Origin of the sequence: Novosphingobium sediminis, assembly GCF_007991615.1 — a bacterium.
Lineage (GTDB): Bacteria > Pseudomonadota > Alphaproteobacteria > Sphingomonadales > Sphingomonadaceae > Novosphingobium > Novosphingobium sediminis.
Genome location: NZ_BJYR01000012.1, coordinates 149,951 through 173,465 on the forward strand (window position 1 = coordinate 149,951; position 23,515 = coordinate 173,465).

A 23,515-nucleotide genomic window follows, 5' to 3' on the forward strand; every position below is an offset into this window, starting at 1 on the left:
GCGGTTAGCGCGGCCGAAGCCTGCTCACCGCCCGCCGCCCCCCGGGGGGACCGCACTGCCGCTGCGGGGAGGGTCGGAGGCCATCCGCAGTCCGGCAGTGCAATGGATCAGAAGCGGTAAGAAACGCCCGCGCTGACGATCCACGCGTTGACATCGTGGCGCGTGGTCAGGGCTTCGACACCGCTGGCGGTGAAGAAGTGCGCGGTGGTCTTCATCCAGTACTTCTTGGCATCGAGAGTGAGCCCATAGCCTTTCGTTCCGAGCGGAACATCGACACCGGCCTGGACGACGGCGCCAAGTTCGTTCGACAGGCGGACGCGGGCGGCGCCAAGCGCAGCCGCAGCCGCGCCAGGGCGTTCAGCAAGCCACAGGTGCAGCGACGGGCCGACGCCGATGTACGGTTTGATCCCGCCGGGAAGTGGCAGGTGATACTTCAGCGTCACGGTTGCCGGGATCAGGATCGCATGATCGACGATAGCCGCACCCGCAAGGGCACCCGCTCCCGTGACATGGTGAGCGCTGGTGCAGCAGATCGTCTCGGCCGAGATGTTCTTCGTGAAGAAGTATTCGATCGCCACCGTGGGAACGACATTGTCGTTGGCCTTGGTCTGCGATCCGGCGGGCAGGCCGATGAGGTCCTTCTCGACGCGGGTGATCTTGCCATCAGGCAGCACGGCCGAACCGAGCACCTTGATCTGCCATTTGCCATCAGTGGAACCAGCATGAGCAGGAGCAGCGAAGGCGGTGGCAGCGAAAGCTGCGGCGATCGCGGCAGCAGGAAGTTTCTTCATGAGCTGGGGCTCCCTCAAAGCTGCGGATGTCCTACCCCTCGCAGGACTGCATGTGACCGCAGCACACTGTCCCAATGGCGCGATGACGCACTCGCAACATTGACGAAGCGCAAATCGCGACAAGAAAAAATAACCGATTCGGATAATGAAATCTGACCCTTCGCGAAACAGCTGACTGAAATTGACACCGGTCAATGTTGCGCGGGCGAAGGACGGGCAGGGACGGTCCAGGATTTGATCCGGCAATCTGCTTGGAAGGGTGCTTCCCATGGACTCCGTACTCCCGCGCACTGGCCTATGGCTTGGCGCGTTGTTATTCGCGGTGATCGCCACCGCGCTGGCAGCCGACATCGGCTTTGCCGTCCACATGATGATCTGCGCGCTGGCCGCGTTGATCGGTCTCATCGTCACGGTCCGCGGCTGGGATCCGGCTGCGGCAATTCGCCCTGTCGATTTAGGGCGTTATGACGACGACCTGATTCGTCTGGGCGTGATCGCCACGGTGTTCTGGGGCATGGCGGGGTTCCTTGCGGGCCTTTACATCGCGCTCGAACTGGCCTTCCCGCAGCTCAATCTGGGGCTGCAGTGGATCAATTTCGGGCGGCTCAGGCCGCTGCACACCTCCGCGGTGATCTTCGCTTTCGGCGGCAATGCGCTGATCGCGACATCGTTCTATGTGGTGCAGCGCACCTGCCGGACGCGGCTTGCCCTTCCGGGTCTCGCGAAGTTCGTGTTCTGGGGATACCAGCTTTTCATCGTGCTGGCGGCGACTGGCTACCTTATGGGGATTACCCAGGGTAAGGAGTACGCTGAACCAGAATGGTACGTCGATCTGTGGCTTACGGTGGTGTGGGTCGCCTATCTCGCGGTCTTCGTCGGCACGCTGCTCAAGCGCTCCGAACCGCACATCTACGTCGCCAACTGGTTCTACCTCTCGTTCATCCTGACGGTGGCGATGCTCCACCTCGTCAACAACGTGAACGTGCCCGTCAGCTTCTTCGGATCGCGCAGCTATCCGCTGTTCGGCGGCGTGCAGGGCGCGCTCGTGCAGTGGTGGTATGGCCACAACGCGGTGGGCTTCTTCCTCACCGCCGGCTTCCTCGCGATGATGTACTACTTCGTGCCGAAGCAGGCCGAACGCCCGGTCTATTCCTACCGCCTTTCGATCATCCACTTCTGGGCGCTGATCTTCCTCTACATCTGGGCGGGTCCGCACCACCTTCACTACACCGCGCTGCCCGATTGGGCGCAGACGCTGGGCATGGTCTTCTCGGTCATGCTGTGGATGCCGAGCTGGGGCGGCATGATCAACGGCCTGATGACGCTGAACGGCGCCTGGGACAAGATCCGCACCGATCCGATCCTGCGCATGATGGTCCTCGCGCTCGCCTTCTATGGCATGAGCACCTTCGAGGGTCCGATGATGAGCATCAAGTCGGTCAACTCGCTGAGCCACTACACCGACTGGACCATCGGCCACGTGCACTCGGGCGCGCTGGGCTGGAACGGGATGATCACGTTCAGCTGCCTGTACTACCTCGCGCCGCGCCTGTGGGGCCGCACCCGCCTCTACAGCCTGCGCATGGTGAACTGGCACTTCTGGCTCGCGACGCTGGGGATCGTTTTCTACACCGCCTCAATGTGGGTGGCGGGAATCACCCAGGGCCTGATGTGGCGCGAATACGGGCCGGACGGCTATCTGGTGAACTCCTTCGCCGATACCGTCGCTGCGCTCCACCCGATGTATGCGCTGCGCGTCCTTGGCGGGCTGCTCTACCTCTCGGGTGCGGCGGTGATGGCCACCAACATCACCCGCACGATCCTCGGTCACTATCGCAACGAAGCGCCGATGCACTCGGCCGCGTTCGACCCGGCGCGCGACGTTCCGCTCGCCCCCGTGACCGCCATCTGACCCGGCCGACCAGGAGATACCGACATGGCTACGAACTTCATGGAACGCCACCGGAAGCTGGAACGCAACGTCACCCTGCTGGGCGTGCTCGCCTTCGCGGCGGTGACGGTGGGCGGGATCGTAGAGATCGCGCCGCTGTTCTGGATCGATAACACGATCGAAAAAGTGCAGGGGATGCGCCCCTACACCCCGCTCGAGCAGGCCGGACGCGACATCTACGTCCGCGAGGGCTGCTATGTTTGCCACAGCCAGATGATCCGCCCCTTCCGCGACGAGGTGGAGCGCTATGGCCACTACAGCCTCGCGGCGGAATCGATGTACGATCATCCATTCCAATGGGGCTCCAAGCGCACCGGGCCGGACTTGGCACGCGTCGGCGGCAAGTATTCGGATGAATGGCACGTCCAACACCTGACCGACCCGCGTTCGGTCGTGCCGGAATCGATCATGCCGACTTACGGGTTCCTCAAGGAGCAGCCGCTCGATCAGGGCGACATGGTCCCGGCGCTACAGACGCTGGAGCGCGTGGGCGTGCCCTACACCAAGGACGAGATCGCCGCCGCCAACGAAGACCTGAAGGCGCAGGCCGATCCCGATGCCGATCACGCGGCGTTCCTCAAGCACTACCCCGGCGCGACGGCGCGCGATTTCGACGGCGACCCCAAGCGCCTGACCGAGATGGATGCGCTTGTCGCCTATCTCCAGGTGCTGGGCACGATGGTCGATGTGAACGCTCCGGCGGCGCAGGAACATCTGGCGAAGGAGAAGGGCCGGTGATGAGCCTCCTGCATCTCTCCACCCATTCGACCTACGACCTGCTGCGGCACCTGGCTGACAGCTATGGGCTGGCGATCATGGCGCTGGTTTTCGTGGGCCTGTGCCTCTGGCCGTTCCGCCCCGGCGGAAGCGCGGCGAGCCGCGATGCGGCGCTCTCGATCTTCGAGGATGCCAAGGAATTCGAGGAAAAACGCAATGACGCATGACAACACGCACCATGGAAAGGTGATCGACGACGCGACCGGCACGGCCAAGGTCGGCCACGAATGGGACGGGATCGAGGAACTCGATACGCCGCTGCCGCGCTGGTGGCTGTGGACCTTCTATGCCTCGATCGTGTTCGCGCTGGTCTATGTCGTGCTCTATCCGGCGATCCCGATGCTCCATTCGGCGAGCAAGGGCGTGCTTGGCTGGTCGAGCCGCGGCGTGCTGGCCGAGGAAGTGGCGCATGAGAAGGCCGAGCATCAGGGCGTGCGCGATGCCATCGCGGCGATCCCGATCGAAGCACTGGCCTCTGATCCGAAGCTGCAGCGCGCGGCGATCGAAGGCGGGCGCGCAGCGTTCAAGGTGAACTGCGTGCAGTGCCACGGTGCAGGCGCGGCGGGTGCCAAGGGCTATCCCAACCTCAACGACGACGACTGGCTGTGGGGCGGCGATCTCGCCACCATCCAGCAGACGCTGGTCAACGGCATCCGCTATCCCGGCAATGACGCCACCCGCTCCAGCCTGATGCCGAGCTTTGGCAAGGATGGCATCCTGACGGCGGCGCAGGTGCAGGATGTGGTCAGCCATGTCCGCGTGCTGAGCAAGCAGGACCCGGCAAACGGCTCCTCGCGGCGCGGTGCGCAGATCTTCGCCGACAATTGCGCCGTCTGCCACGGTGCGAACGGCGAGGGCAACCGCAGCGTCGGTGCGCCCAAGCTGAGCGACAAGATCTGGCTCTATGGCGGTGACCGCGCTTCACTGGTGAACACCGTCACCAATGCTCACGCGGGCGTGATGCCGGCCTGGACCGGTCGTCTCGATCCGGTGACGATCAAGATGCTCGCCGTCTACGTCCACTCGCTGGGCGGCGGCGAGGCAACGCCTGCACCTGCTGCTCCGGCAGCCGCAGCTCCCGCGGCGGGGGCAGCGCAGTAACAACCATGAACATGATGGATCCGAACATGCTGGAAACACCCGCCCCGCTCTATGCCAAGCGCACGGCGGTGTTCCCGAAGAAGATCGACGGGCCGTTCCGCCGTTTCAAGTGGTTCGTCATGGCGGTGTGCCTCGCCGTCTACTGGGGCACGCCGTGGATCCGCTGGGACCGGGGGCCACACGCCCCCGGCCAGGCGGTGCTCGTCGATCTGGCGCATCGCCGGTTCTACATGTTCGATATCGAGATCTGGCCGCAGGAGTTCTACTTCGTCGCTGGCATGCTGATCATGGCGGGGATCGGCTTGTTCCTCGTCACCAGTGCAGTGGGCCGGGCATGGTGCGGCTATGCCTGCCCGCAGACGGTGTGGACCGACCTCTACCAGCACGTCGACCGCCTGATCGACGGCGACCGCAATGCGCAGCTGCGCCTCAACGCAGCGCCGTGGACGCCCGCCAAGTTCGCCCGGCGCATGTTCAAATGGGGTGTCTACCTCGGCATCGCCTTCGTGACCGGCGGCGCGTGGATCTTCTACTTCGCCGATGCGCCCACGCTGCAACGCGAATTCTGGACCGGCACGGCAGCGCCCGTCGCCTATGCCTGCACCGGCATTCTCACCTTCACCACCTTCTGGCTCGGCGGCTTCATGCGCGAGCAAGTCTGCATCTATATGTGCCCCTGGCCGCGCATCCAGACCGCGATGCTCGATGAGAACTCGCTGACCGTCACCTACAAACACTGGCGGGGCGAGCCGCGCGGGTCGCTCAAGGAAGCGAAGGGCTCCGCGAACCCGCTGGGCGACTGCATCGATTGCAAGCAGTGCGTGGCGGTGTGCCCGACCGGGATCGACATCCGCGAAGGGCCGCAGATCGGCTGCATCACTTGTGCACTGTGCGTGGATGCGTGCGACCGGGCGATGGCCTCGGTCGGCCGTCCGCGCGGGCTGATCGACTATTGCACGCTGGTCGATGCGGACCGCGAGACCAAGGGTGAGCCGGCGCGTCCTGCGGTGAAGGTGCTGCTGCGCCCGCGTCTGATCGCCTATTTCGCGGTGTGGGGCGGGATCGGCCTCGCGCTGCTGTTCATGCTCGGCGCGCGCGAGCGGCTGACCATGTCGGTGGCGCGTGAACGCAATCCCGAGTTTGTCCAGCTTTCGGGCGGCGCGGTGCGCAATGCCTTCACGCTGGCGCTGCGCAACATGGAAGACCGCCCGCGGACCTTGCGCATTGCCGCCGAGGGGCTGCCCGGTGCGGCGCTCTATACCGACGAGATGGACCGCCACGCAGCCCGCGCCAGCATCGACGTGTCGGTCCCAGCGGACAGCACCGAGAAGGTGCGGCTCTACGCTGTTGTGCCCGCAGATAAGGCGCGCCCGCAGGACTTCGCGCTGACAGCCACGCCGCTGGACAACGAAGGGCGCACGCCGCGCCGCGAAACGCATTTTGCCGCACCGGGCGGCGAGCATGAGCACGAGGAAGGGGAGCACGAGTGATGACGCAGCTTCAGGCACGTTCGGTCCGGCCCTTTACCGGACGTCACATGGCACTGGTGATGGTCAGCTTCTTCGGCGTGGTAATCGCGGTCAACGTGCTGCTCGCCAACCTCGCGGTTTCGACCTTCAGCGGGACGGTGGTCGAGAACTCTTACGTCGCAAGCCAGGAGTTCAACCAGTGGCTGGGCGCGGCCAAGGCCGACAAGGCGCTGGGCTGGAAGATGGCCATCGCGCGCGAAGGAGCGGACACGGTTCGCTTCACGCTCAGCGATGCGAGCGGGAAGCCGTTGACCGGTGCCGCAGTGCGCGCACAGGCGGACCATCCACTGGGCGCCAAGGCCCCTGTGGTGTTGACCCCGCGCGAAGTTGCTGCCGGTGTCTATGAAGCCGCGCTGCCTGCTGGCCGCTGGCATGTAGGTATCGAGGCGCGGGCGATGGGCCACGTGTGGCATGCCGAGGATGACGCGCTGTGATCGCTGCTTCCGCCCGCCTCGCCCCGAATATCAGCCGCAGTGTGCTGGCGGTGCCCGGCATGCACTGCGCGGGCTGCATGGGCAAAGTAGAGCGTGCGCTGGGCGCGGTGCCGGGCGTCGCTTCAGCAAGGGCGAACCTTACCGCGCGGACGATCGCGGTCGATCATACCGACGCGGTCGAGATCCCCGTGCTGGTTGCAGCGCTGGCAGGCGCAGGCTTTGCCGCTGAACCCCGCGAGGATGTGCTGGAGCCGCCTTCGGCCTCGCGCGAATTGCTCGCGCCGCTGGCGGTTGCGGCGTTTGCCTGCATGAACGTGATGCTGCTTTCAGTCAGCGTCTGGTCGGGCGCGGATGGCAGCACGCGCGATCTGTTTCACTGGCTTTCAGCACTGATCGGCGTTCCGGCTATCCTCTATGCCGGGCAGCCGTTCTTCCGCTCGGCATGGTCAGCCTTGAAGCGCGGGCGCACCAACATGGATGTGCCGATCTCCATCGGCGTGACGCTGGCAACCGGCCTTTCCTGCTACGAAACGCTGACCGGAGGCAAGGAAGCCTGGTTCGACGGCACCTTGATGCTGCTGCTGTTTCTCCTCGCCGGCCGCGCGCTTGATGCGATGATGCGTGACCGCGCGCGGGCAGGCGTGGCCGCGCTGCTGCGGCAGGCGGCAAGCGGCGCGATGATCGTCGGCGCGGATGGCCAGTTGCATTGGACGGCGGCAGCCGCGCTCGCGCCCGGGATGCTGATGCGCGTCGCGGCGGGTGAGCGGCTGGCCGCTGATGGCGAGATCGCGGGCGGTACGGGGCGGTTCGACCAGTCGCTGCTGACGGGCGAAACCGCGCCAGTGCCTGCAGGCCCCGGCCAGCGCGTGCTTGCGGGCATGCTCAACCTCGATGCGCCGGTCGATGTGATCGTGACGGCGGCGGGGCAGGGCACCGCGCTCGCTGAAATCGCGCAGGCGATGGAGAGCGCCGGGCAGGCCAAGAGCGCTTTCGTGCGCATCGCCGACCGCGCCTCGCGGCTCTACGCACCTGCCGTCCACACGCTGGCGGCGCTGAGCTTTGCGGGCTGGCTGATCGCTGGCGCCTCATTCCATCAGGCGCTGGTGGTGGGGATCGCGGTTCTCATCATCACCTGCCCATGCGCGCTGGGTCTTGCCGTGCCGGTGGCGCAAGTCGTTGCGGCGGGCGCGCTGCTGCGGCACGGCGTGATGGTCAAGGACGGCAGCGCTATCGAGCGCCTCGCCAAGGTCAATCGCGTGCTGCTCGACAAGACCGGCACGCTGACGATGGGCCGACCGGTGCCCGATACGGCGGTGCTCGAAGCATTGTCCGACGAGGAAGCCTCGGTGGCCCTCGCACTTGCCAGCCACAGCCGTCATCCGCTGTCGCAGGCCCTCGCGCTGGCCTTGGCCGCGCGCGGTGTGCATGCCGCGACTGTGGAACAAGTCCAGGAAACCGCCGGGCGCGGCGTTTCCGCCACCTGGCGCGGCCTTGCCGTCTCGCTCGGGCGGCCTTCGCAATCGACCGGCACTTCTGCCGCGCTCGCTATTGGCGCGGGGCCGGTACGCGTGATCGGCTTCTCGGACCGGCTGCGCCCCGATGCCCGCACAGCGCTTGCCGAAATCGCAGCGCTCGGCATTCAGGCCTCGATCCTTTCGGGCGACAATGCTGCGGCGGTCAGGGTGACGGCGCGCGAGACGGGTCTTACCGGGCAAGCCGCCGCGCTGCCGGCGGACAAGCTCGATGCGATCCAGCGCCTGCAACGCTCGGGCAAGTGCGTGCTGATGGTGGGCGACGGCATCAACGATGGCCCCGCGCTGGCCGCCGCCGATGCTTCCATCGCTCCCGGCAGCGCCAGCGACGTGGGCCGTCAGGCCGCAGACTTCGTCTTCACCGGCGATTCGCTGCTCGCCCTGCCGCGTGCCGTCCGCGCCAGCCGCCGCACCATGCGCGTGGTGCGCGAAAACTTCGCCGCCGCGATCCTCTACAACGCGTTTGCCGTGCCGCTGGCGATGGCGGGCCTCGTCACGCCGCTCATGGCCGCGATTGCCATGGCGACCTCGTCGCTGATCGTGGTCGGCAATTCGCTCCGTCTGACGGGAGCAGCGAAATGACCTCGATCCTCATCCTCATCCCCATCGCGCTCGGCATGGGTCTGCTTGGTTTGGCTGCCTTTTTCTGGGCACTCAGGGGCGGGCAGTTCTCCGATCTCGACGGCGCGGCAGCGCGCATACTGCTCGACGAGGACCAGCCGCTGTGAAGCCAGTCCATGCCTTGCTCAGCGCGCTTGCGGCCCTGCAACTGGCAATGCCGGTGCAGGCTGCGCACCCGACGATGGTGGCGCTGTGCGGCGGCGGAGCGCCCATTCCGCTGCCGACAAAAAATAACGAGGCAGACAAGCAGTGTTGCAAGATTTGCCATAGCGCAATGCGCAAGCGGTTCGCCGGTGGCACCTGCTGCGATGGAGACGATGACGAAAAGGACTCCGGGCAATGAGCGGACCATCCCCTGCCGAGCAGTTCGCTGACTGGACTTATTACCCCGAGCTTCTGGCCCGGCCGGTCCCGCGCTACACGAGCTACCCCACCGCGGCGGAGTTCGTCGAGGAGAGCTTCGAGCTGCGCCAGCGCATTTCGCTGACCAGCCTGACCGGCCCGGTCTCGATCTACCTGCACATCCCCTATTGCGAGGAAATCTGCTGGTACTGCGGCTGCAACACCGGCGCCGCCAACAAGCGCCACCGCCTCACCGCGTACCTCGAGGCGCTGCACCGCGAGATCGCGCTGGTCGCGGATATGCTCGATCCGTCGGTGCATATCGAGCATATCGCATTCGGCGGCGGCAGCCCCAATGCGGTGCCGCCGACCGAGTTCGTGCGGCTGATCGATGCACTTGTGCTCGCCTTCCGCTTCGTGCGCCCTGCGCTCTCGGTCGAGCTTGACCCCCGCACCCTGACGCGCGATTGGCTGACCGCTATCCGCGGCATCGGGGTCACGCGCGTCAGCCTTGGCGTGCAGACCCTGAATCCCACGGTGCAGGCCGCCATCGGGCGTGTGCAGCCGATCGAGATGATCGAAACCGCCGTCTCCGGCTTGCGCGCGGCGGGAGTGGGATCGATCAACTTCGATCTCATGTACGGCCTGCCGCATCAGGACGATGCCGTACTTGCCGAAACGCTGGAACAGAGCGTTGCGATGGGCCCCAACCGCATCGCGCTGTTTGGCTATGCCCACGTCCCGCACATGATCCCGCGTCAGCGCCGGATCGATGGATCAGACCTGCCCGACCAGCGCGGGCGCTTCCGCATGGCGGCGATGGGCGCGCGGCAACTGATGGACGCGGGCTATCATGCGGTGGGCTTCGATCACTTCGCGCTCCCCGGCGATCCGCTCGCACGCGCGGCGCAGAACGGTACGCTGCGGCGCAATTTCCAGGGCTTCACCGAAGATCCGGCCTCCGTGCTGATCGGCCTCGGTGCCTCGGCCATCAGCGAACTGCCCGGCCTGATGGTGCAGAACGAGAAGAACCCCGGACGCTACCGCATGCTGATCGGAGCGGACCAGCTTGCCGGCCGCAAGGGGATCGAAACTGGCCCCGAGGACGAACGCCGGGCCGCACTGATCGAGGCGCTGCTGTGCAAGGGCGCCGCGCGGATCGATGGCGATCTGCTGAATGCCGCCCGGCCTCGGCTGGAGCCGTTCGCGGCGGTCGGCCTGATCTCGCTGGAGCGCGGCTGGCTGCGGCTTGAAGCAGGTGCGGCACCTTATGCGCGGGCGATCGCCTCGGTGTTCGATGCCTATCGGACCGAGGAACGCAGCTTCAGTTCGGCGATTTGACGGCGGTATCAGCCGCTTTGACCCCGCTCCAACGCGGGCTCAAACACCAACCCCGCTCACCCTGAGCTTGTCGAAGGGCGCTATCGCCATCCTCGCGTGTGATGCTTCGACAAGCTCAGCCTGAGCGGGTGCAGGGGTGGCGCATTCCGACCAGGTGCAGGTCGAACGCAGAAGAATAGCTATGCACGTGCAGCACTTGGGCCGATTGCAGGCTGCATGCCGGCCCCCCGCGCGTTAGGTCAGGGCACGTATCAAACAGCCCCAGCGAGTTCCCATGAAGCCTATTGAAACCATCATGCGCACAGCCCCGGTCATTCCGGTGCTGGTGATCGAGGACGTGGCCCACGCCGTGCCCGTGGCGCGCGCGCTGGTGGCGGGCGGTCTGCGCGTGCTTGAAGTCACGCTGCGCACGCCCGTTGCGCTTGATGTGATCCGCGCGATGCGCTCGGTGGAAGGCGCGATCGTCGGCGCGGGGACGGTCACCGATCCCGCGACGCTCAAGGCCTCGATCGATGCAGGGGCCGAATTCATCGTCTCGCCCGGGCTGACCGAGCGGCTTGGCGCGGCGGCGGTTTCCTCTGGCATTCCCTACCTGCCCGGTGTCGCCAACGCGGGCGATATCATGCGCGGGCTTGATATGGGCCTTACCCATTTCAAGTTCTTCCCGGCAGCAACCTCGGGCGGGCTTCCCGCGCTCAAGGCCCTTGCCGCGCCGTTCCATCAGTGCCAGTTTTGCCCGACGGGAGGGATCACGCTGGAAAGCGCGCCGGAATGGCTGGGCTTTGGGCCCGTGCTGTGCGTAGGCGGCTCGTGGGTGGTGGGTAAGGGCGCTCCCGATAGCGCTGCAATCGAAGCGGCAGCGCGCGCGGCAGCGGCTCTGACCCGCGGGTGAAGCGCAAGACGGGGAAGACCAGGCCCATGGATACGGTCGATACGCTCAGAGACCGGTTGCAGCAGTTGCACGCGCAGACGGCCGAAACCCCGTTGTTCAATCCGGTATTCCAGCTCAGCCACGATCTGTCGCGGCGGCTGGAAAGCGGCGCGCTTGATCTTTCGGCGATGGAAAGCCTGGTCGCGGCGCTGGAGTGCGAAGGTCTGCAGGCCCGCGCGGCCAAGCTGCGGGGGCTGATCGCGCCCACGGATTCGGCCGAGAACCTCTCCCGCCTGTCCGCTCTCCTCAATGAGGAGGACGGCTTTTCGGAGTTCCGCAAGCGCTGGGAACGGCCACTGCTCCACGCCGTGTTCACCGCGCACCCTACCTTCCTGCTGAGCCCTGCCGAGTCCGACGCTGTCGCCGAAGCTGCGCTCGCCGACGACCCGATGGCGGCCACCGTCTGCCAGGTCCCCGGAACCGGCCCCAAGGTGACGCTCGATTACGAGCATGAGGAAGCACTCGCCGCGATCGAGCGCGCGGGCGCCGCGCGCGACCGGATCAATGCCGCGCTGCTTGCTCATGCCCGCACGCGCTGGCCGGGGCGCTGGCTCGATTTCAAGCCGCTGCCGTTCCGCTTCGCCAGCTGGGTCGGTTATGACATGGACGGCCGGACCGACATTTCGTGGTCCACTTCGGTCGCCTACCGACTGCAGGAAAAGGCGCGGCGGCTGGAAAGCTATGCCGCCCAGCTGGCGGCGGTGCGCCCGGATCATGCGCTTATCGCTACCTTGCGCGGTGCCGCCGCACATGCGGGCGAGATGGCGGCGCTGTTCACCGGACTAGGTGCGGAGCCGGAAGCGCTGGCGGCCGCCGCCAATGCGCTGACGGCTGAGCATCCTGACAAACTGCTCTCGCTCGCCCCCGTGATCGCCGCGCTGGAGGCCGAAGCCAAAGGTGCTGACGCGGATGCTGCCATCGCGCTTGCCGTGCTGGCGGGCGCCATGCGTGCTGATGGGCTCGGCATGGGCTGGATCCACTTCCGCGTGAACGCCTCGCAGCTTTTGAATGCGCTGCGGCGGCGGATCGATCCGGAAGGCACGATGGACCTTGCCAGCAAGAGCGCGCTTTCCAAGCTGCGCGAGCTGCTGGCCGAAGTGAAGCCACTCCGCGCCAATTTCGCTGCGCTCGCCATCGAGACATCGACCGCGATGCGCCAGTTCCTCGTGATGGCGCAGATCCTCCATCACGTTGACGCCGATGCGCCGATCCGCATGCTGATCGCCGAATGCGAGCAGCCGCAGACCGTGCTCGCCGCGCTCTATTTCGCGCGGTTGCTGGGGATCGAAGGCAAGGTCGATGTCTCGCCGCTGTTCGAGACCGAGGCGGCGCTGGAGCACGGCGGGCGCTTCCTCGAGGCGCTGCTGGCGGAAGATTCCTACCGCGATTACGTGCGGTTGCGCGGGCGTCTCTCGATCCAGACCGGCTTTTCCGATGCCGGGCGTTTCATGGGACAGATCCCCGCCGCGCTTGCCATCGAGCGCCTGCAGGGTCGGCTGGCGGCGGCGATGAAGGCGGCGGGGCTGACCGATGTAGCGGCGCTCGTCTTCAATACCCACGGCGAAAGCATGGGCCGCGGCGCGCATCCTTCGGGCTTCGAGGATCGGTTGACCTGGCCGCTCAGCCGCTGGGCCCGCGGGCGCTTTGCGAAGGCCGAGATCGCGCTGGAGCCGGAGGCGAGCTTTCAGGGCGGCGACGGCTATTTGTTCTTCCGAAGCGACGAACTCGCGCTCGCCACGCTCACCCGCATCATCGAGGCGGAGGAAGCCCTGCGCGGGGAGGTGGAGGCCGATCCGTTCTACGACCGGACTGACCTCAGCCTCGATTTCTACCGCGCGATCCGCCGTGTGCAGCGCGAGCAATTGGAAAGCGTGACTTATGCACGCGCGGTGACTGCGTTCGGCCTCGGGATGCTCAAGACGACCGGCAGCCGCGTTTCGCGTCGCCAGTCCGATATCGCCAGCGACCGCACGATGAGCCTCAGGCAGATCCGCGCGATCCCGCACAACGCGATCCTGCAGCAGATCGGCTATCCGGTGAACGTGATCGCGGGCGCGGGCATCGCTGCGGGTGAGGAGACCGAGGCGGTGGCCGAACTGCTCGGTCGCTCGGCACGCGGGCGGCAACTGGTGCGGCTGCTGCGTGCGGCCAATGGCCTTGCCTCGATCAAGACGGTCGCGTGCTTCGGTGAGCTGTTTAACTCGGCCTACTGGGCGAGCCGGCCTTATCGCGGCACGGAGACGGTGCTTGAGGATTCATGCCTCGCGCTGGCGGAATACCTCACCAAAGATGACCGCGCCGGGGTGTTCCGGCGGCTGGCCTCGCGCCTCAGGGTGGACTGGATGAAGCTCCACCGCCTGCTCGCGATGATCGGGCGCGAGGATACCCGCAGCGCTGCGCAGGATGAGCAGCGCCGCACCATCGCGCTGCTGCAGGCACTGCGGCTGGCGCTCTTGATGCACATGTTCCTGCGCGCGGTTCAGGTGCCGCCGTTCAGCCGCTCGAATGACGTGAGCCGCGAGGACGTGCTCGAAATGGTGCTCTCGCTCCGGGTCGATGATGCGCTGGCCCAGCTGCGCCGTGCCTATCCGGTGGTGGAGCCCGAGATCGAGGACTTCCCGGTCAACGAACCCACCGACTATCCGGACAACCGCGCCGAAGGTTACGGCGCGATCCGCACCCGCTTTATCGACCCCATCGAGCGAGCACACGCACTCAACCTGCGTATCTCGGCGGCGATTGCCAATCATTTCGGGGCGCATGGGTGAGGGGATCGGAAGAATGCAAGGTCGCTTGAAGAGCCGTCTTGGCAAGATCGGGCTGGCTTTCCTGATGGCGTCAGCCGCGCCGGCAATCGCGCAGGATGCGCACCGCTTTGTTGCGGAAACGCCGACTGCCCGGGAAGACTACTGGCAGAAGCGCGCCGCCGAAATCGAGCATCAGCTTGCCGGTCCGCAGTCGCTTGCGCCGATCCGGCTGGTCTTTGTCGGCGATTCCATCACCGATTTCTGGCATCTCGATGCCAACCCGTGGTTCCCCGGAAAATACTGCGGCCAGGCCATCTGGGCGGAGAGTTTCGGCGGCAAGGTGCCGGCGCTGACCGGCCTCAACCTCGGGGTTTCCGGCGACCGGATCGAGCATGTGCTGCACCGGTTGCAGCCCAAGTCGGAAGGCGGCGAGGGCTGGCTTGATCGGCCGGACCTGCAACCGGATACGGTGGTTCTCCTGCTGGGGATCAACAACTCGTTCGACAGCGAGAGCCCTGCGACGGAGAGCATCTACAAGGGCGTTCTCGCGGTGATCGCGCGGCTTCAGGAACGCAAGCCGAATGCGCGGATCGTGCTGCAATCCCTTCTGCCAACGGACGATCCGGCCAAGAACCGCGAACTCGTGACCGTGGTCAACCGCCAGCTGGCGGCCTATGCCGCGCAGGCGAAAGGGATCCGGTACCTCGATCTCTATTCCGCGTTCGTCGATGCCGAGGGCAACCAGCGCAAGGACCTGTTCAACGACGGGCTGCACCCGAGCCGATCGGGCTATGCCGTGTGGCGTGATCGTCTGGTGCCGGTGCTGACCGCGCCGCGATAGAGGTCAGGCCTCACCCCACAAACGTCCGCCCGTGTTTCACCGGCTTGGCGGGCATCCCGAAGATCGCGCCGGCTGAGAGGCGGGTGCCGCGCACCACGAGCACGAGGGTGTCGCCAGCTTCGATGTTCACGTCCTCGCCGGGGTGCTGGATTGATTGGCCGTTCTGCCGGTCGATCTGGACGATGAAGAACGCGCCCGCGCCGCGGCGTTCGGCCTCTCCCACGGTGGCGCCGGTCAATGTGCCCTTGTCGACGGCGGTGACGACTTCGACATCGAGGCCGAGATCGTGGAGGAACCGCCGCGCGTCGGCCATGTGTTCGGCTTCGTGGATGCGGCTGTCGGTGGCGGGGAAGAGGATCAACTCGGTGATCCGCTCGGCGCCGATGTGGGTGGGGAGCACCACCTTGTCCGCGCCGGCGTGGAACAGCTTGCGTTCGGTGGTCGGCGCCTCGCCACGCGCGATGATCTGGACGGCAGGGTTGAGGCTGCGCGCCGAGAGCGTGATGAACACGTTGGCGGCATCATCCGGCAGCACCGAGGCGAGCACGCGGGCGTGCATGATCCCGGCCGCGCGCAGGGTTTCCTCCTGCGTCGCCTCGCCCACCATCACCAGCCAGCCCAAGGCGCGGGCTTCTTCCGCCTTGTCCGCGCTGCGTTCGATAATGACGAAGGGATGGCGCGCCTCGGTCAGCGCCTTGGCGAGCTGGAGGCCGATGCGCCCCATCCCGCAGATGATGACGTGGTGCTTGAGGCGGTCGATCTCGGTCTGCATCTTGCCTACCCCCAGGAGTTGGCGGAACTGGAACAGGGTGAACACCTGCACGAGCGCGGAGGTCAGCACGATCATGCCGGTGCAGCCGAGCACGATCGTTGCCGTCGTCCACAGCCGCAGGAAATGGGTATCGATCGGGCGTACTTCGCCGTAGCCGACCGAGAAGATGGTGAGCAGCACCATGTAGGCTGCGTCGTCCGCCGGCCAGCCGCAGGCGATGTAGCCCAGCGTCGAGACGGCAAAGACCACCGCGACATAGGCGAGCGTGCCTGTCAGCAGCCGCAGCGGTGAGCCGAGCACGCGGCCCGCGCCCTGCGAAAGGGTGGAAAGCTCGTCCATCCGCGCCTCAGCCGCCGCCGAGGCGCATCAGCGCGGCCATGCCCCATACCGTGCCGACGATGAGGAATACGCCGGCCAGATCGAGCAGGAGCCCGGCGCGCAGCACGCGGGGCATGGCGATGTGGCCGGTGCCCCAGGCAAGCGCGTTGGGCCCGGTGCCGGCGGGGAGCATGAAGCCCCAGCTTGCCGCAAGCGCGGCGGGCAGGGCGAGGAGGATCGGATCCGCCCCCAGCGCACCGCAGAGCGCCGCGACGACTGGCATGATCCCGCTTGCCGCCGCGATGTTGCTCGCGAATTCGGTGACGAGGACGACGAACGAGACGAGCACCAGCGCGACAACCGGTAGCGGCACGGTGCGCAAGGGGAGCATCGCGGTGGCGAGCCAATCGCTGAGGCCCGAGGCGTCCATGCCCATCGCAAGGCTGAGGCCGCCGCCGAACATCAGGATGACATCCCAAGGCATGCGGTTGGCCTCTTTCCACGTCAGCATCGCGCGGCCCGTTCCGTCTGGCAGGACGAAGAGGGTGAGGCCCGCGATGGCGGCAATGGTCCCGTCCGTAAGCCCGCCCTTGGGGAACAGGCCTTCGGTGAGGGGGAGGGTGACCCATGCCAGCACGGTGAGCAGGAACAGCGGCACGAGGCGGCGTTCGGGGACAGTCCAGCGGACTGAGTGCTCGATGGCATTGCGCGCGGCGGCGGGATCGAAGCTGCCGGGGCCGATCTTGTGGACGCGCGCGATAATGAAGGCGGCCAGCGGCACGCCGATGAGCACGACGGGGAGGCCGAAGGCGGACCATTCGAGGAAGCTGATCTTCACCCCGAGCGTGCGGTCAAGCAGCGCGGCGGCGATGGCGTTGGTGGGCGTGCCGACTATGGTGCCATAGCCGCCGAGGGTCGCGGCGAAGGCGACGCCCATCGGCAGCGCGCCGGCCATGCCGTCCGTCTCGCCTTCCTCGATGCCGCCTGACGAGAGGATGGCGAGCGCCATCGGCATCATGATGAGCGCGGTCGAGGTGTTCGAGATGAACATCGAGATGGAGGCGGTCGCGGCCATCACGGCAAGCAGCAGCCGCACCGGGCTGGTGCCCGCACGCGCAAGCATGGTGAGCGCGAGACGGCGGTGGAGCCCGGTCCGCTCGATCGCAAGCGCAAGGAAGGCGCCGCCGACGAACAGGAACATGATCGGCGAATAGTAGGCCGCCGCGGTCTTGTTGGCATCGACCACGCCGGTCAGCGGCAAGACTATGAACGGAAGCATGGCCGTTGCGGAGAGCGGCATCGCCTCGGTCATCCACCAGACCGCCATCCACCAGACGAGCCCGGCAGTGTGCCACGCGGTAGGCGGCATCCCGGCGGGCGCGGCGAGGAGCATGGTGGCGAGCAGGCCGAGCGGCCCGGCGATGAGGGCGACGGCTCTGGCGGTCATCGGCCCGTGCTCTGCAGTTCCGCCGCGGCGAGTCCCGCAGGGGGACAAGTTGACACAGTTGACACAGTCCAGAGCGATAACTGCATTCGATCAGTCTGGCGGTTTTTATCGCCCCACTCGATTAATGCCCCAACCGGACTTGCCGCTTCCATTCCGCCACCCTTTGCCCCGCCCGCGCAGCACGCAGGTCCGCCAAAGCCATAGGCGATGAACGGCCGGGTAGGAAAACGTTTTGGTGTCGGGATGGTGCCTTGCCGGCCGAGGCCCCCGCCTTCGCGGGGGCGCTCGTCTGGATAGCCCCGCGCCTTACTTGGGCGCGATGACCATCAGCATCTGGCGGCCTTCCATGCGGGGGAAGGCTTCGACCTTGGCGATTTCGGCAACGTCGTCCTGCACCTTGCGCAGGAGGTTCATGCCGATCTGCTGGTGCGAGAGTTCGCGGCCACGGAAGCGGAGGGTGATCTTGACCTTGTCGCCTTCGCCGATGAACTTGATCACGTTACGCATCTTGGTGTCGTAATCGTGGTCATCGATGTTCGGACGCATCTTGATCTCCTTGATCTCCTGCGTCTTCTGGCTCTTGCGGGCGAGGTTGGCCTTCTTCTGCGCTTCGTAGCGGAACTTGCCCACATCGAGGAACTTGCAGACCGGCGGATCAGCGTTGGGGGAGACCTCAACAAGGTCGAGCCCGACCTCGTTGGCCTGCTCGATCGCTTCGCGGGTATACATGACGCCCAGATTTTCGCCGTTCTCATCGATCACGCGCACCTTGGGCACGGAGATGAGCTGGTTGTAGCGAGGGCCGGTTTTCACAGGGGGCGCCATCATGCGCCGGGGTGGGGGGGCTATAGTGCTTGCTCCTGATGTTTCCAAAATGGGGGAAGGCTGCTGAGCCCAGCCCCCGCGCGCTCATATCACAATGCGGGCGCAGATAAAGCGGGAAGGTTGGATTGGGGTTAAGGTGTTTGGGCCCCGCGCCCCGGAACGTCGCGCCAAAGGGGAAAACGCGCGAGTTTGCCGGCGGCCGGCACCAGTGCGTCAATCGCGCGGGCGGGCTGGAGGGCGCCGAGGATGGCCGGGTCGGCCGCGTTCATCCCGCCCGTCAGCGCACCGAAGGCGGGGAGGATCAGGCGCCGCTCGCTGGCGACGGCGCAGGGGCGGGCAACACTGCGGCCGCGTGCGGTGACGCGTAGCTTGGGGTGGAAATGGCCGGAAAGCTCGTGTTCTGTCGCGCCGGGGCGCGCTTCGTGGCGCAGCGCGATGCCGCGTACGGTGAGTTCCGGCACGCCTTGCGCCTTGACGCTGGTGTCCTTGGTATCGTGATTCCCGGTGATCCAGACCCAGTCGACCGCGCGCATCAAGGCATCGAGCATTCCGGCGGCGTGGGGTTCGAGGCGGTCCGGTCCGTGGCTGTCATGGAAATTGTCCCCAAGGCAGAACACGCGGCGCGCGCCGGTTTCGCGCAAGGCGTCGGCGACTCGGGAAAGGGTTTCGCGGCTGTCGTAGGGCGGCAGCATCTGGCCGCGAGAGGCGTACCAGCTCGCCTTTTCGAGATGGAGATCAGCGACCAGCAGCGCGCGTTCCTCCGCCCAGTAGAGCGCGCGGCTGGGGGCGAGCGCGAAGTCCTGCCCGGCGAACGGAAAAGAGGCGAACGAAACGGGAACCATGCACAGGCCTTGCCGGATTGCGTTTCGCTTGGCAAGACTTGGCACATGAGCACTGCACAAGAGGCCGGAACGGCTGTCGCCAAGGGAGATTGGAGCGCGGAAACTGGCCGCGCCCGGACATGGTTCGAAAGCCTGCGGGACCGGATCTGCGCGGAGTTCGAGGCGATCGAGCGCGAGGCGGGCAGCGACGCCAGCTTCACCTACACGCCGTGGAACCGCGAGCACGCCGGCGAGCCGGTGGAGAACGGCGGGGGCGGCGTGCAGGGCCTGATGAAGGGCAAGGTGTTCGAGAAGGTGGGCGTCAACGTCTCCACCGTGGGCGGCACCTTCAGCGCGGACTTTGCCAAGACGATGAACGGCGCGGACCCGGAAAACCCGGCGTTCACCGCGACGGGTATCAGCCTTGTGGCGCACATGGCGAACCCACATGTGCCAGCTGTCCACATGAACACCCGCTTCCTGACGACGCGCAAGGCATGGTTCGGCGGCGGCGGCGATCTCAATCCGCCGATCCCCTATGCCGAGGATACGGCGGACTTCCACGCCAGCTACAAGGCGGCGTGCGACAAGCATGATCCGGCCTACTACCCCAAGTTCAAGGCCTGGGCGGACGACTACTTCTACATCCCGCATCGCAAGGTTCATCGCGGCGTGGGCGGCATCTTCTACGATCACCTCGAGTGCGCGGATGATGCGGCGTTCGAGGCGAACTTTGCCTTCACGCGCGACGTGGGCGAGGCGTTCCTGAATATCTACCCGGCGCTGGTGCGGCGGCGGATGGGGATGGACTTCACCCGCGAGGACAAGCTGCAACAGCTGACCTGGCGTGGGCGCTATGCCGAGTTCAACCTCGTCTACGACCGGGGCACGCTGTTCGGCCTGAAAACGGGCGGCAACATCGACGCGATCCTGATGAGCCTGCCGCCCGAGGCGAACTGGGAATAGCGCCGGGGTTCAGGCGGCTGCGACCTTCTGCGGTGCCCATGTCGTCCAGACCAGGCCCACGAGGATCGCAGCCGGGATCGGCATGAAGTTCAGCCCCAGCGGCAGCGCAGCGGCGCGGGTGGCGAGGGGCGAGAGCCAGATCAGGACGAGCAGCGTCTTTTCCCATGGCCGCCAGCCCTCGCGGCGGCTCATGCCGATCAGGAAAGCGATCGGCATGATGAGGAACGGCAGGTCGTAGCTGAACAGGTAGGGCGAGGCGAGCGCGGTGGCGGCGAGGAGCATTGCGCCCGCAGCTTCATCGCTGGGCGCGCGGCGCCAATAGAGGCAGGCGAGCACGCCGGTGACGAGCGTGATGACGGCCTGTCCGATCATCGCGAGCGTCGCGCCGAAGAGGACGCGCAGCGCCGCATAGGGCGTGCACATGCGCAGGAAGAACTCTGCGCTCGGCTGGTTCATCAGGATCTGGCTGACTTCGAAGCTTTGCGGATAGGCGCGCCAGGTATCGAGGCCGAACACGGCGAGCGAGGCGAGGCAGAGCGCGGTGGCCGAGGCGGCAGCGGCGGCGATGGCCGTCCACTTGCGCCCGGCAGCGAGCCAGAAGGGAACCAGCAGCGCGAGGTGCGGCTTGATGATGAGCAGGCCGAACAGCGCGCCGGATAGCGCCTGCGAACGGCGCAGGGTGAGCACGGCGGCGATCAGCAGCGCGCCCGTCACGAAGCCGTTCTGCGCGTGGCTGGCGGCGAGATAGGCGCCGGGGAACGCGAGGACGACGAGCGCGCCGGCCCAGTCCTGCCCAGCTCCGATGTTCGGCAGCGCGCGGCGCGCGACGAGGAACCAGATCGCCCAGCCGGAGAGCGCCCAGACCACCCAAGCCAGCGCATAGGGCATCAATCCGAGCGGCGCGGCCAGGAACAGGTAGGGCGGCGGATTGACATAGGCGACCATCTGGCCGGTTCCCGCCGCCATCTGCGCCGCGTGTTCGCTCGCCAGATCGTAGACGCGCGGGGCGGGGCCGCTCAGCAGCAGGCGGCCTGTGCCCCAGAAGGCGAGGAAATCGCTGCCCACGGTGCCGGTCGCCTCGCGGAATACCTTCACCATCATCGGGATGTAGGCGACGAGGATCATCGCGGCGTAGACGCGCACGCGGCCAGCATCGAGCCAGGTGAGAGTGCGCAGGTTGGCTTTCAGCCTTGCGCTGAGGTCTTGGTCGCTCATCGGGTCCATACGTGCCGCTGCGGTCTCGCTATGGCAACACAGGCGTGAAAGATTTGCGCATCGGCGGCATTTTCCCTTGTCGGGAACGCCGCAGCGGGGCCATCTAGGGCGGAAATGCTGCGTCAGTACGAACTTGTCGAACGTGTGCTCGCCTATGATCCCGATGCGGACGAGGCGATGCTGAACCGCGCCTATGTCTATACCGTGCAGAAACACGGCTCGCAGAAGCGCGCCTCGGGCGACCCGTACTTCTCGCACCCGGTCGAAGTGGCCGGCCTGATGACCGAGCTGAAGCTCGATCAGGAGACGATCATCACCGCGCTGCTCCACGATACGGTGGAGGATACGCTTGCCACGGTGGACGAGGTGGAGCGGCTGTTCGGCCCCGAAGTGGCGCGGCTGGTCGATGGCGTCACCAAGCTCTCCAAGATCGAGACGATGAGCGACACGGAGCGCGCGGCGGAGAACCTGCGCAAGTTCCTGCTCGCGATGTCGGAAGACCTCCGTGTGCTGCTGGTGAAGCTGGCCGACCGGCTGCACAACATGCGCACGCTGCACTACATCAAGAGCGAGGAGAAGCGCCGCCGCATCGCGCGCGAGACGATGGATATCTACGCGCCGCTGGCCGAGCGCGTGGGCATGTACGAATACATGCGCGAGATGCAGCTGCTCGCCTTCGAGCAGCTGGAGCCGGAAGCCTATGCCACGATCACCGGGCGGCTGGCTTCGATCAAGAGCGAGGAGGGCGCGCAGGTCGGCTCGATCGCGCTCTCGATCAAGCAGGCGCTGGCAGAAGCCGGGCTGAAGGTGGAAGTTTCGGGGCGCGAAAAGCATCCGTTTTCGATCTGGCGCAAGATGGCCGAGCGCCACGTGAGCTTCGAGCAGATAACCGACATCATGGCTTTCCGCGTGCTGACCGAGAGCGAGGCTGATTGCTATACCGCGTTGGGCCTGCTGCACCGGACTTGGCAGATGATCCCGGGCCGCTTCAAGGATTACATCTCGACGCCGAAGATGAACGGCTACCGATCGTTGCACACCTCGCTGATCTACAACAACGCGATGCGCGTGGAAGTGCAGATCAAGACGCAGGAGATGCACCGGATCAACGAGTTCGGCCTTGCCGCGCACTGGGCCTACAAGCAGGGCGGGATGCCGGATGGGCAAGTCGGCTGGGTGCGCGATCTGGTCGAGATCCTCGAGGCGAGCCACGACGCGGACGAACTGCTCGAGAACACGAAGATGGCGATCTATCAGGACCGCATCTTCGCCTTCACGCCCAAGGGTGCGCTTTATCAGCTGCCCAAGGGCGCGACGCCGATCGACTTCGCCTTTGCTGTGCACACCAATCTGGGCGGCCAAGCGGTGGGCGCGAAGATCAACGGGCGGCATGTGCCGCTGCGCACCTCGCTGAACAACGGCGACGTGGTGGAGATCATCAAGAGCCGCAGCAGCGAGCCGCAGCTTTCATGGCTGGCATTTGTCGTCACGGGCAAGGCGCGGGCCGCGATCCGCCGTGCGGTGCGCCAGAAGGAGCGCGCCGAAATCGCCGAGATCGGCCGCAAGCTCTACGAGGAAATCGCCGACCGCCTGCCGAGCAAGATCGGCAAGAAGGCGCTGAATGATGCGATCAAGCGGCTGAAATACAGCAACGAGGAAGAGCTGATGGTCGCCATCGGCAGCGCCAAGATCGACGACCGGCAAGTGATGGAAGCGCTCGTGCCCGGCAGCGCGGCGAATCTCCCGGCGAGCGAGGGCTGGCCCAGCCAGAAGCGCGCGATCGCGGTGCGGGGTCTGACGCCCGGGATGGCGTTCAAGCTGGCGGACTGCTGCCATCCGGTGCCGGGGGACCGCATCGTTGGCCTGAGGCGCGTGGGCAAGGGCGTCGAAGTCCACGCCATCGATTGCCTGAGCCTCGCCAACGGCGTCGATGCGGACTGGATCGATCTATCGTGGGACGCGCGCACCGATGGCGCGGTGGGGCGGATCAGGGCGGAGCTTTACAACCGGCCGGGTACGCTTGCCGAAATGGCGGGTGTGTTCGCCAAGAACCACGCCAATGTGGTCAATCTGGAGATGACCCAGCGCGAGAACCCGTTCCACACGTATGAAGTGGATCTGGAGGTGCGCGATCTGGCGCATCTGACGCGGATCGTGAGCGCGCTGCGGGCGAGCGACGCAGTGGCGCAAGCGGACCGGATTTAGGGGGAAAA

Annotated in this window: 21 protein-coding genes; 15 read left to right on the forward strand and 6 right to left on the reverse strand. The window is 66.2% G+C overall.

The genetic code is table 11. From position 1 onward, the window contains the following. Positions 1-107: 107 nt before the first annotated feature. A complete protein-coding gene (locus NSE01_RS09145) occupies positions 108-791 on the reverse strand; it encodes an OmpW/AlkL family protein (RefSeq protein ID WP_147159283.1) in 684 nt (227 codons plus the stop codon). Between the two features lie 268 nt (positions 792-1,059). On the opposite strand from NSE01_RS09145, the gene ccoN reads away from it, so the two are divergent. From ccoN to NSE01_RS09210, 13 genes are all read left to right on the forward strand, one after another. Beyond that, positions 1,060-2,703, forward strand: coding sequence for a cytochrome-c oxidase, cbb3-type subunit I (gene ccoN / locus NSE01_RS09150; protein WP_147159284.1), 1,644 nt, complete (start codon positions 1,060-1,062; stop codon positions 2,701-2,703). Between the two features lie 24 nt (positions 2,704-2,727). Further along, positions 2,728-3,480, forward strand: coding sequence for a cytochrome-c oxidase, cbb3-type subunit II (gene ccoO, locus NSE01_RS09155; protein ID WP_147159285.1), 753 nt, complete (start codon positions 2,728-2,730; stop codon positions 3,478-3,480). Then, on the forward strand, positions 3,480-3,686 hold the full coding sequence (locus tag NSE01_RS09160) for a cbb3-type cytochrome c oxidase subunit 3 (RefSeq protein ID WP_147159286.1): 207 nt from the start codon (positions 3,480-3,482) through the stop codon (positions 3,684-3,686). Before ccoO ends, NSE01_RS09160 begins: the two co-directional genes overlap by 1 nt. Continuing rightward, positions 3,676-4,620, forward strand: a complete 945-nt coding sequence (gene ccoP / locus NSE01_RS09165) for a cytochrome-c oxidase, cbb3-type subunit III (RefSeq protein WP_147159287.1) — start codon at positions 3,676-3,678, stop codon at positions 4,618-4,620. Before NSE01_RS09160 ends, ccoP begins: the two co-directional genes overlap by 11 nt. Before the next feature lie 5 nt (positions 4,621-4,625). Then, positions 4,626-6,110, forward strand: coding sequence for a cytochrome c oxidase accessory protein CcoG (gene ccoG, locus NSE01_RS09170; RefSeq protein ID WP_371863207.1), 1,485 nt, complete (start codon positions 4,626-4,628; stop codon positions 6,108-6,110). Further along, the gene (locus tag NSE01_RS09175; RefSeq protein ID WP_147159288.1) at positions 6,110-6,583 is read left to right on the forward strand and encodes a FixH family protein; all 474 of its coding nucleotides are present in this window, start codon (positions 6,110-6,112) and stop codon (positions 6,581-6,583) included. The genes ccoG and NSE01_RS09175 overlap by 1 nt, the downstream gene beginning before the upstream one ends. After that, positions 6,583-8,697, forward strand: coding sequence for a heavy metal translocating P-type ATPase (locus NSE01_RS09180; protein WP_443093805.1), 2,115 nt, complete (start codon positions 6,583-6,585; stop codon positions 8,695-8,697). The genes NSE01_RS09175 and NSE01_RS09180 overlap by 1 nt, the downstream gene beginning before the upstream one ends. Continuing rightward, positions 8,694-8,843: a cbb3-type cytochrome oxidase assembly protein CcoS gene (gene ccoS / locus NSE01_RS09185; protein ID WP_147159289.1), complete on the forward strand. Its 150-nt coding sequence runs from the start codon at positions 8,694-8,696 to the stop codon at positions 8,841-8,843. The genes NSE01_RS09180 and ccoS overlap by 4 nt, the downstream gene beginning before the upstream one ends. Further along, positions 8,840-9,079, forward strand: coding sequence for a hypothetical protein (locus NSE01_RS09190; RefSeq protein WP_147159290.1), 240 nt, complete (start codon positions 8,840-8,842; stop codon positions 9,077-9,079). Before ccoS ends, NSE01_RS09190 begins: the two co-directional genes overlap by 4 nt. Further along, a complete protein-coding gene (hemN, locus tag NSE01_RS09195; RefSeq protein ID WP_147159291.1) occupies positions 9,076-10,419 on the forward strand; it encodes an oxygen-independent coproporphyrinogen III oxidase in 1,344 nt (447 codons plus the stop codon). Before NSE01_RS09190 ends, hemN begins: the two co-directional genes overlap by 4 nt. Before the next feature lie 274 nt (positions 10,420-10,693). Continuing rightward, positions 10,694-11,311 carry a bifunctional 4-hydroxy-2-oxoglutarate aldolase/2-dehydro-3-deoxy-phosphogluconate aldolase gene (gene eda, locus NSE01_RS09200; protein WP_147159292.1) on the forward strand — a complete coding sequence of 206 codons (618 nt, stop codon included), beginning with the start codon at positions 10,694-10,696 and terminating at the stop codon, positions 11,309-11,311. 26 nt (positions 11,312-11,337) lie between these two features. After that, positions 11,338-14,118, forward strand: coding sequence for a phosphoenolpyruvate carboxylase (locus NSE01_RS09205; protein ID WP_147159293.1), 2,781 nt, complete (start codon positions 11,338-11,340; stop codon positions 14,116-14,118). 13 nt (positions 14,119-14,131) lie between these two features. Beyond that, a complete protein-coding gene (locus NSE01_RS09210; protein WP_170233802.1) occupies positions 14,132-14,938 on the forward strand; it encodes a GDSL-type esterase/lipase family protein in 807 nt (268 codons plus the stop codon). 10 nt (positions 14,939-14,948) lie between these two features. On the opposite strand, the gene NSE01_RS09215 is transcribed toward NSE01_RS09210, so the two are convergent. From NSE01_RS09215 to pdeM, 4 genes are all read right to left on the reverse strand, one after another. Continuing rightward, a complete protein-coding gene (locus tag NSE01_RS09215) occupies positions 14,949-16,049 on the reverse strand; it encodes a potassium channel family protein (protein WP_147159295.1) in 1,101 nt (366 codons plus the stop codon). 7 nt (positions 16,050-16,056) lie between these two features. Continuing rightward, positions 16,057-17,475 (reverse strand): SLC13 family permease, encoded by a 1,419-nt coding sequence (locus tag NSE01_RS09220; RefSeq protein ID WP_147159296.1) that lies wholly within the window; start codon positions 17,473-17,475, stop codon positions 16,057-16,059. A 306-nt stretch (positions 17,476-17,781) separates the two neighbouring features. Beyond that, positions 17,782-18,303 carry a translation initiation factor IF-3 gene (gene infC, locus NSE01_RS09225; protein ID WP_147159297.1) on the reverse strand — a complete coding sequence of 174 codons (522 nt, stop codon included), beginning with the start codon at positions 18,301-18,303 and terminating at the stop codon, positions 17,782-17,784. A 128-nt stretch (positions 18,304-18,431) separates the two neighbouring features. Then, a complete protein-coding gene (gene pdeM, locus NSE01_RS09230) occupies positions 18,432-19,142 on the reverse strand; it encodes a ligase-associated DNA damage response endonuclease PdeM (RefSeq protein WP_147159298.1) in 711 nt (236 codons plus the stop codon). Between the two features lie 45 nt (positions 19,143-19,187). Here pdeM and hemF point away from each other — a divergent pair, with 45 nt between their 5' ends. Then, entirely contained in the window at positions 19,188-20,087 is a 900-nt protein-coding gene (gene hemF / locus NSE01_RS09235) for an oxygen-dependent coproporphyrinogen oxidase (RefSeq protein WP_147159299.1), read from the forward strand. A gap of 9 nt (positions 20,088-20,096) precedes the next feature. Here hemF and NSE01_RS09240 read toward each other — a convergent pair whose 3' ends face one another. Continuing rightward, on the reverse strand, positions 20,097-21,302 hold the full coding sequence (locus tag NSE01_RS09240; RefSeq protein ID WP_246135130.1) for a glycosyltransferase family 87 protein: 1,206 nt from the start codon (positions 21,300-21,302) through the stop codon (positions 20,097-20,099). Between the two features lie 114 nt (positions 21,303-21,416). On the opposite strand from NSE01_RS09240, the gene NSE01_RS09245 reads away from it, so the two are divergent. Next, complete coding sequence (locus NSE01_RS09245) at positions 21,417-23,507, forward strand: RelA/SpoT family protein (protein WP_147159301.1); 2,091 nt, start codon at positions 21,417-21,419, stop codon at positions 23,505-23,507. Positions 23,508-23,515: the final 8 nt, after the last annotated feature.